Genomic DNA, 12,668 nt, shown 5'->3' with positions numbered 1-12,668 from the left:
GGGTCATCCTTTCACCGCGCCCGCCATGATGCCACTGACCAGCTGCCGCCCCGCGATCACGAAGAGCACGAGGAGCGGAAGCGTCGCGAGCACCGCGCCGGTGAGCACGATCGAGTAGTCGATGTAATAGCCGGACTGCAGCTGGCTGAGCGCCGTCTGCAGCGTCGGGTTCTGGGGGGAGAGCACGATCAGGGGCCAGAGGTAGTCGGTCCAGGCGGTCATGAACGTGAACAGTCCGAGGATCGCCATGGCCGGCCGCGCCGCGGGCACCCCGACGGTGAGGAAGGTGCGGAACTGGTTCGCGCCGTCGACCCTGGCGGCCTCGATGAGCTCGTCCGGGATCACGTCCACGAGGTACTGCCGCATGAAGAACACCCCGAACGCCGTGACGAGTGTCGGCACGATCACCGCACCGATCGTCCCCGTCCAGCCGAGTTCGCGCATCAGCATGAACAGCGGGATGATGCCGAGCTGCGTGGGGATGGCCATGGTCGCGATCACGAACACCATGAGGCCGTCCCGCCCGCGGAACCGGAGCTTCGCGAACGCGTAGCCGGCAAGGGTCGAGAACGTGACGACGGAGATCGTGATGATCGTCGAGATGAGGAACGAGTTGCCGAGGGCGAGCCAGAACGGGATCGCTTCGAACACCTTCGCCGCGTTCGCAAGGAAGTTGCCGCCGGGGATGAGGGGCAGGGTCTCGCCGCGGGTCGCGTTCGTCCCGCTCGCGACGACGAACGACCACCACAGCGGGTAGGCACCGCCGATGACGAAGGCCGCGAGGAGCCCGTAGGTGAGGAAGCCCGGGCGGCTGCCGAGGCCGGCGCTCCCGCTCGCGGTGCCGCGCCGGCGGCGGATCCGCTCCGGCACGCTGAGGGCCTGGGTGGCGGTCATCGCGCCTCCTCCTTCCCGGTCGGGCGGATGCGGCGTCGGGCCGCGCGGTTCTTCGGGGCGTCTCCGGTGGCGATGCGCCGGGAGATCAGGAAGTTGATGAGGCCGATCGCGACGATCAGCAGGAAGAGCAGGATCGCGACGGCCGAGGCCTCACCCAGGTTCCGGCGGAAGAACGCCAGCTCCCAGAGGAACAGCACGGTGGTCTGGAACTGCCGGTCGCTGCCGCCGATGCCGCCCGCGGTGGAGACGTCGAACAGCCGCGGTTCGGCGAAAATCTGCAGGCCGCCGATGGTCGCCGTGATGATGACGAAGATCAGCGTGGGACGGATGGTGGGGATCGTGATGGCGAAGAACCGCCGCACCGCCCCGGCACCGTCGAGTGCGGCCGATTCGTAGAGGTCGCGGGGCACGGCCTGCATCGCGGCGAGGAGGATGAGGGCGTTGTAGCCGGTCCAGCGGAAGTTCACCATGACGGCGATCGCGATGTGCGACAGGACCGTGTCGTGCTTCCACTGCTGATCGGCGATGCCGACGAGGTTGAGGAGGTTGTTGGCCAGACCGTCCGCCTCGTTGAAGATGCTGGAGAAGATGATCGCCACGGCCACCGGGGTGACCACGAACGGGATGAGGACGCTCATCCGCCAGAACGTCGGCGTCCGCAGTCCGCGGTCCAGCAGGTAGGCGATCACCAGCGCGACGGCGAGCTGCGGGATGGCGGAGAGCAGGAAGATGCTCAGCGTGTTCCGGATGGAGTTCCAGAACATGCCGTCGCCGAGGATCGCCGCGAAGTTGCCGAAGCCGACGAACGGCCCCTCGCCCTTCAGCAGATCCCACTCGTGGACCGCGACCCACACCGTGTACAGCAGCGGGAAGAGGCCGATGAGCCCGAAGAGGAGGAAGAACGGGGAGATGTAGAAGTACGGCGAGGCGCGGTGGTCGAAACGCGAGACGCGGGTGCGCCAGGAGCGTCGCGGCGGAGCGTCCGCCGCGGCGGGAGCGGCGGCCTGCGGCTCCGCCGGCGGGGCGGTGAGGGTCATGGGCGTGTCCTTAGCCGGGCTTCGACAGGCTCAGCCACCCATCCGGGTCGCTGAGCAACCACCGTGGGTCGCGGAGCAACCACCGTGGGTCGCTGAGCAACCACCGTGGGTCGCTGAGCCTGTCGAAGCGTGATCATCAGCCGACGAGGTCGTTCAGGAGGCCGATCGCCTGGTCCCAGGCGCCCTGCGTGTCGGTCTCGCCGCGGTCGAGCGCGCTCAGCGCCGGCCCGAAGACGTTCTCCTGGATCACCGAGTCATCGGCGCCCTTGAACTGCGCGACGACGCCCTTGGCGCGCTCGGCGAGGATGGCACCGGTCGGCGCGTCGTTGAAGAACTCGTTGGGCGTGGCCTCCTCGGCGAGGGACTCCTGCGCCTTGATGGTCGACGGGAAGTTGCCCGCGGCGGCGGACTGCTTCACCTGCTGCTCGGGCTGCGTCAGCCAGTCGGCGAGCTCGGCCGCGGCCTCCTTGTGCTCCGACGACTCCGGGATGGAGAGGAACGCGCCGCCCCAGTTGGCCGCGCCGCCGGGGAAGACGTCGGCGAAGTCCCAGCCCGTCGACGCGTCTCCGCCGCCGGCCTCGACCTGGCCCTGCACGACGCCGAGCATCCAGCCGGGGCAGACGAAGGTGGCGAAGGTACCGTCGACGAACGACTTGCCGCCGTTCCAGTCCCATGCGGTCTGCGCCGCGGACTGGCCGCCCTCGGTCGCGGCGCCGAGGAGCTCGAAGCGCTCCTGGAGCTCGTCGTTGCCCTCGACGTTCAGCTCGCCGTCGGCGGTGTAGTAGCCCTCGTCGAGCTGGTTCACCATGGCGTTCCAGACGAAGCCGGAGTGGTCGTACCAGGCCTTGCCGGTCTTGGCCGTGTAGTCGGCGCCGACCTGGAAGTAGTTCTCCCAGTCGCCGTTGAGCAGCTCGGCGACGGACTCGCGGTCGCTGGGCAGGCCGGCGGCCTCGAACGCGGCCCCGTTGTAGCAGATGCCGCTCGGGCCGATGTCGGTGCCGTAGCCGATGACGCGGCCCTCGGCGTCGGTCGCCTGGCCGTACTTCCAGTCGACCCAGTCGTCCTTGCGGTCCTCGATGCCGTAGTCGCGCAGGTCGACGAAGGTGTCCGAGACGTCCATGATGGCGCCGAGCCAGCCCTCCTCGATCGCGACGATGTCGCTGAGTCCGGAGCCGGCGGCGATCTTGGTGAAGGCGTCGGTGCGGGCGTTGCCGCCGGTGTCGATGTTGGTCGCCTCGATCGTCACGTTCGGGTGCGCCTTCTCGTACTCCTTGTAGAGGTCGTCGTAGCCGAAGGTGCCGAAGGTGGTCACGGTCAGTGTGACCTTCTCGTCGGCGCTGGCGCCGGAGTCGCCGTCGCCGCCGGTGCTGCCGGAGCAGCCGGCCAGGGCGAGAGCGGAGACGGATGCCACGGCGGCTGTCACCAGGATCCGGGTGCGGGCACGTGAGTTCACGGTTCACTCCTTTGTGGGTTCGTGCGGGTGGTGGTGCGTGGGGGCCTGTGGGAGCGCTCCCACAAGGTTGTCGTGAACTCTATGGGAGCGCTCCCACGATGTCAAGAGCGCCGTCTGCAGGTCCCTCCCGCGCAACCGGCGTACCCTTGTCCGGTGCCCGAAGCCACCCTCTCTCCTGCCCTCGCCCGCGCCGAATCCCTGATCCGCAGCATCCCGGACTATCCGGAGCCCGGCATCATCTTCCGCGACATCACGCCGCTCCTCGCCGACGCGGAGGCCCTCCGCGTGACGACCGAGGCGATCATCGAGCCCTTCGCGGGGCAGTTCGACGTGGTGGCCGGCATCGAGGCGCGGGGCTTCATCTTGGCCGGGGCCGCCGCCATCGCCGCGGGGGTCGGGCTGATCCCGATCCGCAAGGCCGGCAAGCTCCCCCGCCCCGCGGCCTCCGTCGACTATGCCCTCGAGTACGGCACGGCGACCATCGAGATGCACGACGACCTCCCCGCGGGATCCCGCGTCCTCCTCATCGACGACGTGCTCGCCACCGGAGGGACGCTGGCCGCCGGTCGGCAGCTCGTGGAGCGTCTCGGCAGTCACGTCGCCGGCATCTCGGTGCTCTTCGAGATCGACGGCCTCGGCGGCCGCGACACGATCGGCGACCTCCACACCGTCTTCCACTCCTGACCCCGAGACCCCGGTCTCTCGCCGACACCCCGTCGGAGCGCCGCGCGCAGGGCGGGGTGTGGGCGAGAGCCCGGGGTCTCAGCGGAGCATCGGCGAGCGGTAGACTGAACCCGCCCGTCCGCCCGCGACTCTTGGAGCCGTCATGCCCACCATCGTCGTCGACGTCATGCCCAAGCCCGAACTGCTCGACCCGCAGGGGAAGGCCGTCTCCGGCGCCTTCGCCCGCCTGGGCGTCGAGGGCTTCACCGACGTCCGCATCGGCAAGCGCTTCGAGCTCACCGTCGAGGGCGAGGTCACCGACGAGGTCCTCGCCGAGGCCCGCCGTATCGCCGACGAGGTGCTCTCGAACGCCGTGATCGAAGACGTCGTGGGCGTCGAGGTGGCGGAGTGACCGTCCGCATCGGCGTCGTCACCTTCCCCGGCTCGCTGGACGACGTCGACGCGCAGCGCGCCGTCCGCATCGCGGGAGCCGAGCCGGTCGCCCTGTGGCACGGCTCACACGACCTCGAGGGTGTCGACGCGCTCGTCCTCCCCGGCGGGTTCAGCTACGGCGACTACCTCCGTGCCGGTGCCATCGCCGCCCTCTCGCCCATCATGAACGAGGTCAAGGACGCCGCCGCGAAGGGCATGCCCGTCCTCGGCATCTGCAACGGCTTCCAGATGCTCGTCGAGGCACATCTGCTGCCCGGCGGCCTGATCCGCAACAACCACCAGCACTTCGTGCGCCGCGACCAGAAGCTCACGGTCGAGAACGCCGACACCGCCTGGACCAACGCCTTCCGCACCGGCCAGGAGATCGTCATCCCGCTGAAGAACGCGGACGGCGGCTACATCGCCGACGAGCAGACGCTCGACCGCATCGAGGGCGAGGGTCTCGTGGCGTTCCGCTACGCCGGCGTGAACCCGAACGGCTCGCTGCGCGACATCGCGGGGCTGACGAACGAGGCCGGCAACGTCGTGGGCCTGATGCCGCACCCCGAGCACGCCACGGAGCCCGGTTTCGGTCCGGACACCGCCGTCGCGATGCGCAGCGGCGTGGACGGCCTCGACTTCTTCACGAGCGCGATCGCCGCCGTCGCCCGCGTCGCCGCCTGATACCTCCCTCGACCCACCCCTCTGCGCGCGTGCCACCCCGTTGCGGGCGCGCGGAAAGGGCCGGGTCGACCGCAAGAGGCCGGGTCGACAGGCGGGTCAGGGGAGACGGAACGGGTTGTCGCCCACGGCCGCGAGCAGGTACCAGGCCGTCGTGCCGGTGTGCAGGCTCGCGTAGTAGAGGTCGCCGAAGCCGGAGTCGAGCCCGTCGGTCGACGTCGCCACGATGCCCTTGCCGTCGCCGTTCGCCGCGTCGCGCTGCACCAGCCGGATGTCGGCCAGCAGCTCCTCCGCGCGATCCTGGTCGCCGGCGGCCCCCCGCTCCTGCAGCGCGAGTGCGAGGTGCCCGCTGCCCTCGAACCAGACCTTCGACACGTCCGCGTCGCTGATCGACGGACCGCGGTACGGACCGTCCTGGGCCACGAGGTGCGCGAGCGTCCAGTCCACGGCCGAGCCGTATCGGGCGCCCCCGATGCCGAGCAGGCTCCACGTCTGGGCGTCGAGCGGGATGGGACGGGTGTTGATCGTGCTGCCGTCGAGCAGCGTCCCAGTGTCCACGTGCCCGTCGGCGCTCTGCATCGCCGCGACGAATCCGGCGGCCACCGCCGCGCGCTCCGCCCACACCCCGTCGTCCGTGAGCTGGCCGAGCTGCGTGAAGAAGCCGGCGATGTCGCTGTTGTGCTCGGTGGACTTCCACTCCAGCGGCACCCCGGCATCGGTCTGCCCGCCGGTGTAGCCGTAGGGTGCCCGCGTCATGTCGGCGGTGTTGTCCTGGATCCACTCCGCGATGCGCACCGCGCCGTCGAGATACCGTGTCTCCCCGGTGGCATGGAAGAGGCGGGTGAGCGCCATGCCCACCCAGGCCTGGTTGCCAGTGAAGGTGCCGGGCCCGGTGATCTCCATCCGGCCCTGACGGATGCCGTGCGGCTCGTACGAGGTGCGGACGCGGCCGTCGCCGATGGGGTCGTTCTCCTGCACGAAGAGGAGGGTGTCCGCGACAGCCCGCGCACGGCGCAGGTCGTCCGGCAGACCGCGGGCCGTGTAGGCGATCACGACCAGGGCGTCGTCGTAGACGAAGGAGGGCGTGAAGTCCCAGGACGGCGTGGTGAAGAACCCGCCCTCGTAGCTGCGGGGCAGGCAGCGGCCCTCGCCGTCGCAGAACTCGTCGACCCGCGCGTCGAGGAACTCGTACGCGAGCGCCACCGAAGCCGCGGGGTCGTTCACCGGGTCCGCCGGGGGCTGCGCGCGGGCACCGAATGCGTCGGACACGGCGGGGGCGGCGCCGACGAGCACGGCACCGACGACGAGCGCGGCGACGACCGCCCAGGGCGCGGATCGGCGGGCGGAAGCGGACATCACGACCTCTCGACGGCAGGATCCCCGGGGGACATGCCGCGAGCGACACGGGGGGATGCTCGCAACCCTGTCATGACAGGAGGCACCGGGGGAAGTGTCTTTCGGCCACATGCGCGTGTACCAAAGCGACCGGATGCGTGCAAGGCGTTTGCCGCGTCCGGAGCACGGCGCGCACGATGGTCCTCCCGTCCCCGACCTCCCGGAAAGGACACCCCATGTCCCGCGACCAGTACACCTTCACCAACCCGGTCGAGCTCTACGCCGACATCCAGCCGCAGAAGCAGCACATGCGCGAGCCCGGTCTCGACGCCGATCTCACCCCGAAGGCCGACCTCGGCGAGGAGTCGTACCGCGGCACCGGACGGCTGACCGGGCGCAAGGCACTCATCACCGGCGGCGACTCGGGCATCGGCGCGGCCACCGCGATCGCGTTCGCCCGCGAGGGCGCCGACGTCGCAATCTCCTACCTGCCGGAAGAGGAGGAGGACGCGAGCCGCATCGCCGGCATCCTCCGCGAGGCGGGAGCCACCGTCGCCACGATCCCCGGCGACCTGCGCGACCCGGAGTACTGCCGCACCCTGGTGGCCGAGGCCGTCGCGGCGCTCGGCGGGCTCGACATCCTCGTCAACAACGGCGGCAAGCAGGTCTTCCAGGAGTCCCTCACCGATGTGACGGACGAGCAGTTCGACGACACGTTCAAGACCAACGTGTACGCGATGTTCTGGATCACGAAGGCCGCCCTCCCGCACCTCCCCGCGGGCTCGACGATCATCAACACGACCTCGATCCAGGCCTACTCGCCGTCGGACATCCTCGTCGACTACGCCTCGACGAAGTCGACCATCAATGCGTTCACCAAGGGCCTCGCCCAGCAGCTCGCGCCGAAGGGCATCCGCGTGAACGCCGTGGCTCCGGGACCGATCTGGACCCCGCTGCAGCCGAGCGACGGGCAGCCGCAGGAGAAGATCGCACAGTTCGGCCAGGACACTCCGCTCGGCCGGATGGGTCAGCCCGCCGAGCTCGCCCCCGCCTACGTCTTCCTCGCCTCGCCCGAGTCGAGCTACGTGCTCGGCGAGACCCTGAACGTCAACGGCGGCATGCCCACGCCCTGACCCTCATCCCCCGTCGACCCACCCCCTTCCGTTCCTGCCGGCCCCTTCCGGCCGTCCGCAAGGGGGTGGGTCGGACGGAAAGGGGTGGGTCGGCGGGAGGGGCGGGACTGTAAGCGTTTGCAGTAGCCTGATCGCATGGCACAGCTCGAACAGATCGCAGCCCCCGGTTCCGAGTGGTGGCGCAGCGCCGTCATCTACCAGATCTACCCCCGCTCCTTCGCGGACGCGTCGGGCGACGGCATCGGCGACCTGCCGGGCATCACGAGCCGCCTCGACGCCCTGCAGGAGCTCGGCGTCGACGCGATCTGGCTCAGCCCGTTCATGACGAGCCCGCAGCGCGACGCCGGCTACGACGTGGCCGACTACCGCGACGTCGACCCGCTGTTCGGCACGCTGGCCGACTTCGACGCGATGCTGGAATCCGCGCACGCCCGCGGCATCCGGGTGATCGTCGACCTCGTCCCCAACCACTCCTCCGACCAGCACCCCTGGTTCCAGGAGGCGCTCAAGGCGGCGCCTGGTAGCCCGGAGCGCGCGCGCTACATCTTCCGCGACGGCCGCGGCGAGAACGGCGAGCTGCCTCCGAACAACTGGGAGTCGGTGTTCGGCGGCGGCATGTGGCAGCGCGTCACGGAGGCCGACGGCACGCCCGGCCAGTGGTATCTGCACATCTTCGACGCCACGCAGCCGGACTTCGACTGGAACAACGAGGAGGTGCAGGAGGAGTTCCGCTCGATCCTGCGCTTCTGGCTCGACCGCGGCGTCGACGGCTTCCGGGTCGACGTGGCCCACGGCATGATCAAGACCGACGGCCTGCCGGACTACACGCCCCCGACCGACGCCGACTCCATGGGCGGCGGCGAGTCGAACGTGCCGTACTGGGGCCAGGACGGCGTGCACGAGATCTACCGCGATTGGCACAAGGTGCTCGCCGAGTACGACGGCGACCGCGCCCTGTGCGGCGAGGCCTGGATGCCGACGCTGAAGGAGACCGCCCTCTGGGTGCGTCCGGACGAGATGCACCAGACCTTCAACTTCCCGTACCTGATGACGGCGTGGGACGCGAAGGCACTCGGCGACGTGATCCGCGAGTCGCTGGACGCGTTCGGCGCGGTCGGCGCCCCCAGCACCTGGGTGCTGTCCAACCACGATGTCGTCCGGCACGCCACGCGCCTCGCCCTCACGATCGACAACCCGCAGGGCGAGGGCATCGGCCCGAACACCCCGGACAAGCCCGACACCGCCATCGGCCTCGCCCGCGCCCGCGCGGCCACCACGCTGATGCTCGCGCTCCCCGGCTCGGCCTACCTGTACCAGGGCGAGGAGCTCGGGCTGCCCGAGGCCATGGAGATCCCGGACGAGTACCGTCAGGACCCGACGTGGTTCCGCACGAAAGGCGAGCGCTACGGCCGCGACGGCTGCCGCGTGCCGCTGCCGTGGGAGGCGGAGGCTCCCGCCTTCGGCTTCAACGACACCGGCCTCTCGTGGCTCCCGCAGCCCGCGGACTGGGCGGCCTACGCCCGGGACGTCGAGGAGGTCGACCCGGCGTCGACCCTCGCCCTGTACAAGCGCCTGCTCGCCGGCCGCCGCGAGTTCGGATTCGGCACCGGGTCGCTGGTGTGGGAGGACGCCGGTCCCGATGCCGTCGCCTTCCGCCGCGATGAGGTGCACGTACTGGCGAACCTCGGAACCGCTCCGCTCGAGCTCCCGGAGGGCGCGGTCGTCCTGCTCCGCAGCCAGCCGTTCGACGGCCCCGAGGTCCCCGTCGACACCGCCGTCTGGTACACCAAGGGCTGACACCCGCTGCGCCCGTGGCGCGCTCCACCCGGGGCGTGTCACGGGCGTCTCCGATCCGAAGGACAGATGATGGCGAGCATCGACGAGGTCGCCCGGCTCGCCGGCGTCTCCACCGCGACGGTCTCCCGCGCGCTGAGCGGCCGCGGGCACGTGTCCGAGTCGGCGCGCGAGCGCGTGCAGGCGGCTGCCACCTCCCTCGGGTACGTCGTGTCCTCCCGCGCCTCGAGTCTCGCGTCGGGGCGCACGCGCAACATCGGGGTCGTCGTGCCGTTCCTCGACCGCTGGTTCTTCAGCACCGTGCTGTCGGGGGTGTCCGCCGCACTCATGCGTGCGGGCTACGACATCACGCTCTACAACATCACCGCCGACAAGGACGTGCGCCGCCACGTCTTCGACACGTTCCTGCGCCGCCAGCGCGTGGACGCCGTGATCGCCGTGTCCATCGAGCTGGACGAGGACGAGACCCAGCAGCTCCTCGACCTCGGGCTCCCCGTGATCGCGATCGGGGGCCCGAACCCGAAGCTCGACACCCTCACGGTCGACGACGTCGCCGTGGCCCAGCTCGCGACGGAGCACCTGCTCGGGCTCGGGCACACGGAGATCGCGCACATCGGCGCGAACCCCGAGTTCGACATCGACTTCCACATCCCCACGAATCGCCGGCTCGGCTTCGAGAGGGCGCTGGCGAAGGCCGACGTCCCCCTGAACCCCGCGTTCCTGGAGCCCGCCGACTTCACGGTCGAGGGCGGCTACCGCGCCGCGAAGCAGCTCCTCGGGCGCCCGGGGCCTCGCCCCACCGCGGTGTTCGCCGCCTCGGACGAGATGGCGATCGGGGCGCTCCTCGCCGCCCGCGACCTCGGCTTCGCGGTGCCGGGCGACCTGTCCATCGTGGGCATCGACGGCCATGAGCTCGGCGAGTTCTTCCGTCTCACCACGGTCGACCAGTTCCCGCTCGGGCAGGGCGAGCGGGCGGCCGATGCGGTCCTCGCGAAGCTCACCGACCCCGATGCCGTGCGGCCGCCCGCAGCCCTGCCGTACGAGCTCAACGTCCGAGGCACGACGGCGCGACTGGTCTGAGCCGACCGGGGGTCAGGCCGCGGTCGCGTCCTTCCAAGTCCGGTAGCCGCCGTCGAGATTGCGCACCGCGCGCCCGTCCTGCCGCAGCAGCCGGGTGGCGATGTGCCCCCGAAGGCCGACCTGGCAGTGCACCACGAGAGGCCCCTCCGGCAGCTCGTCGAGGCGGTCGCGCAGCTCGTCGAGCGGGATGTTCCTGGCGCCGGGGATGGCGCCGTTCGCATGCTCGGCCTCGGAGCGGACGTCGATGAGGGCGGCTCCCGCATGCAGGGCGTCGTCGAGCTCGTGCCACTGGAGGGTCGGCGTGGTGCCGTTGCGGGTGTTCTCGGCCACGTATCCGAGGATGTTCACGGCATCCTTCGCGGAACCGAACTGCGGGGCGTACGCGAGCTCCAGGTGCGCGAGCCCGGAGGCGGTGACGCCCGCCTGCAGCGCCGTCGCGATGACGTCGATCCGCTTGTCCACGCCGTCACGACCCACGATCTGCGCCCCGAGGATGCGGTCGGTGGCGGGGTCGGCGAGGAGCTTCATCGACAGGGTCTCCGCGCCCGGGTAGTAGCCGGCGTGCGATCCGGGGTGCACGTGCACGGCGAAGAACTCGCGGCCCGCGGCACGGAGCTGCTTCTCGCTCCAGCCGGTCTTCGCGGCGGCCAGGCCGAACACCTGCACGATGCCGGTGCCGAGCGCGGGGCGCGCCGACTCCTCCCGACCCGCGATGACGTCGGCCACCATGCGGCCGTGGCGGTTGGCGAGACCCGCCATGGTCACCAGCGCCACACCGCCGCCGATGAGGTCGGCCTTCTCGACGCCGTCGCCCACCGCGAAGACGTCCGGGGCACTGGTGCGGCAGGCCTCGTCGACCGCGATGCCGCCGGTCTCGCCGAGACGGATCCCCGCGGCACGGGCGAGTCCGGCCTCGGGCACGACCCCGGAGGCATCGACGAGGAACTCCGCAGGGAGGGTGGCACCGTCGCTCAGGGTCACGGAATCCGCGGCGGTGGCCACGACCTCGACGCCGAGCCGCACGTCGACGCCGCGACGCCGGACCTCGGCCGCCAGAGGGCTGGCCATCTCCGGATCCAGCGGGGCGAGCAGCTGGGCACCGCGTTGCACCAGGGTGACCGCGGCGCCTCGGGCGACGAGGTTCTCCACGGCCTCGAGTCCCGTGTACCCGCCGCCCACGACGACCACCGGCAGCCCGGGACGGAGGGCGGCATCGATCGCATCGGCATCCGCCACGGTCCGCAGGCTCCGCGCGGGGAGGGCTCCGGTCGGCTCGTCGCCGCGGGGCCGGGCACCGGTGGCGAGCACGAGGCGGTCGTACGGGTGAGTGCTCCGGCGGCCGCTGTCGAGATCGACGACCTCGACCGTCTTGCTCGCGGTGTCGATGCCGACCACGTCGTGACGGACGCGGACGTCGATCCGGAAGCGGCGGTGCAGCGACTCCGGGGTCTGCAGGAGGAGGGCATCGCGCTCCTCGATCACGCCGCCCACGTAGTAGGGCAGGCCGCAGTTGGCATACGAGACCTCGGGCCCGCGCTCGAAGACGACGATGTCCGCGGACTCCTCGAGCCGCCGGAGCCGGGTCGCCGCCGACATGCCGCCGGCGACGCCACCGACGATGACGACGCGGAGCGGCGCGCTCATCGGCCGAACAGCCGGGACAGGAGACCGCCCTTGGCCTCGTCCTTCGGGTGGCCCGTGCACCAGTCCGACGCCGGCACGGTGCGGCGGACGGCGTCGACGTGCTGGCCGCACCCCGCCCAGGTGGTCTTCCCGCAGGTACGGCAACGGACTGCTCGACACATGTGTTCTCTCCTCACTCGATACCCCGGTGGGTATCCAGATACTATACCCCCGGGGGTATAGTGGAGCGTACAGCCGGCCTTCAGGGAGAGACCATGACCACCGTCGACACCGACACGCAGCGCAAGATCGCCAACCGCCTCAAGCGCGCACAGGGACAGCTCGGCGCCGTGATCGCCGCGGTCGAGAGCGGCGGCGACTGCCGGGCCGTCGTCACGCAGCTGGCCGCGGTGACCTCGGCGCTGGACAAGGCCGGGTTCCAGATCATCGCCTCCGCCATGAAGACCTGCCTGGAGGACCCCGCGCAGGACGACGCCGTCCCCCTCCCCGACCTGGAGAAGCTCTTCCTCACCCTCGCCTGAA

General features: G+C 70.8%; 13 protein-coding genes. 7 read left to right on the top strand and 6 right to left on the bottom strand.

The annotated features are described in order from the left end of the window. Nucleotides 1–3: 3 nt before the first annotated feature. From CJ226_RS06245 to CJ226_RS06235, 3 genes are all read right to left on the bottom strand, one after another. On the bottom strand, nucleotides 4–894 hold the full coding sequence (locus tag CJ226_RS06245) for a carbohydrate ABC transporter permease (RefSeq protein ID WP_102208656.1): 891 nt from the start codon (nucleotides 892–894) through the stop codon (nucleotides 4–6). Further along, the gene (locus CJ226_RS06240) at nucleotides 891–1,931 is read right to left on the bottom strand and encodes a carbohydrate ABC transporter permease (RefSeq protein WP_025103982.1); all 1,041 of its coding nucleotides are present in this window, start codon (nucleotides 1,929–1,931) and stop codon (nucleotides 891–893) included. Before CJ226_RS06240 ends, CJ226_RS06245 begins: the two co-directional genes overlap by 4 nt. Nucleotides 1,932–2,067: 136 nt before the next feature. Further along, a complete protein-coding gene (locus tag CJ226_RS06235; RefSeq protein ID WP_102208655.1) occupies nucleotides 2,068–3,384 on the bottom strand; it encodes an ABC transporter substrate-binding protein in 1,317 nt (438 codons plus the stop codon). A gap of 153 nt (nucleotides 3,385–3,537) precedes the next feature. On the opposite strand from CJ226_RS06235, the gene CJ226_RS06230 reads away from it, so the two are divergent. The 3 genes from CJ226_RS06230 to purQ all read left to right on the top strand — a co-directional run bounded on the left by CJ226_RS06230 (nucleotide 3,538) and on the right by purQ (nucleotide 5,163). Next, nucleotides 3,538–4,068, top strand: coding sequence for an adenine phosphoribosyltransferase (locus CJ226_RS06230; protein WP_025103984.1), 531 nt, complete (start codon nucleotides 3,538–3,540; stop codon nucleotides 4,066–4,068). A 142-nt stretch (nucleotides 4,069–4,210) separates the two neighbouring features. Beyond that, nucleotides 4,211–4,459, top strand: a complete 249-nt coding sequence (gene purS / locus CJ226_RS06225) for a phosphoribosylformylglycinamidine synthase subunit PurS (protein WP_025103985.1) — start codon at nucleotides 4,211–4,213, stop codon at nucleotides 4,457–4,459. Beyond that, a complete protein-coding gene (gene purQ / locus CJ226_RS06220; protein ID WP_102208654.1) occupies nucleotides 4,456–5,163 on the top strand; it encodes a phosphoribosylformylglycinamidine synthase subunit PurQ in 708 nt (235 codons plus the stop codon). The genes purS and purQ overlap by 4 nt, the downstream gene beginning before the upstream one ends. 96 nt (nucleotides 5,164–5,259) lie before the next feature. Here purQ and CJ226_RS06215 read toward each other — a convergent pair whose 3' ends face one another. Beyond that, the gene (locus CJ226_RS06215) at nucleotides 5,260–6,516 is read right to left on the bottom strand and encodes a hypothetical protein (RefSeq protein WP_062633086.1); all 1,257 of its coding nucleotides are present in this window, start codon (nucleotides 6,514–6,516) and stop codon (nucleotides 5,260–5,262) included. A 215-nt stretch (nucleotides 6,517–6,731) separates the two neighbouring features. Between CJ226_RS06215 and CJ226_RS06210 the strand changes: the two genes are divergently transcribed. From CJ226_RS06210 to CJ226_RS06200, 3 genes are all read left to right on the top strand, one after another. Further along, a complete protein-coding gene (locus CJ226_RS06210) occupies nucleotides 6,732–7,628 on the top strand; it encodes an SDR family oxidoreductase (RefSeq protein WP_060923499.1) in 897 nt (298 codons plus the stop codon). Between the two features lie 135 nt (nucleotides 7,629–7,763). Continuing rightward, nucleotides 7,764–9,425 carry a glycoside hydrolase family 13 protein gene (locus tag CJ226_RS06205; protein WP_102208653.1) on the top strand — a complete coding sequence of 554 codons (1,662 nt, stop codon included), beginning with the start codon at nucleotides 7,764–7,766 and terminating at the stop codon, nucleotides 9,423–9,425. Between the two features lie 69 nt (nucleotides 9,426–9,494). Continuing rightward, nucleotides 9,495–10,502: a LacI family DNA-binding transcriptional regulator gene (locus CJ226_RS06200; protein ID WP_062633090.1), complete on the top strand. Its 1,008-nt coding sequence runs from the start codon at nucleotides 9,495–9,497 to the stop codon at nucleotides 10,500–10,502. 12 nt (nucleotides 10,503–10,514) lie between these two features. On the opposite strand, the gene CJ226_RS06195 is transcribed toward CJ226_RS06200, so the two are convergent. After that, nucleotides 10,515–12,146 (bottom strand): FAD-dependent oxidoreductase, encoded by a 1,632-nt coding sequence (locus CJ226_RS06195; protein WP_102208652.1) that lies wholly within the window; start codon nucleotides 12,144–12,146, stop codon nucleotides 10,515–10,517. Beyond that, a complete protein-coding gene (locus CJ226_RS18030) occupies nucleotides 12,143–12,307 on the bottom strand; it encodes a hypothetical protein (protein ID WP_167627850.1) in 165 nt (54 codons plus the stop codon). Before CJ226_RS18030 ends, CJ226_RS06195 begins: the two co-directional genes overlap by 4 nt. 93 nt (nucleotides 12,308–12,400) lie before the next feature. Here CJ226_RS18030 and CJ226_RS06190 point away from each other — a divergent pair, with 93 nt between their 5' ends. Continuing rightward, nucleotides 12,401–12,667, top strand: a complete 267-nt coding sequence (locus CJ226_RS06190; RefSeq protein ID WP_025103992.1) for a metal-sensitive transcriptional regulator — start codon at nucleotides 12,401–12,403, stop codon at nucleotides 12,665–12,667. The last annotated feature ends 1 nt before the right edge of the window (nucleotide 12,668 follow it).

It is taken from the genome of Microbacterium sp. UMB0228, from assembly GCF_002871415.1.
Taxonomy (GTDB): domain Bacteria; phylum Actinomycetota; class Actinomycetes; order Actinomycetales; family Microbacteriaceae; genus Microbacterium.
The sequence above is the reverse complement of the archived record's forward strand: the minus strand, read 5'-3'. Positions and strand labels throughout refer to the sequence as shown.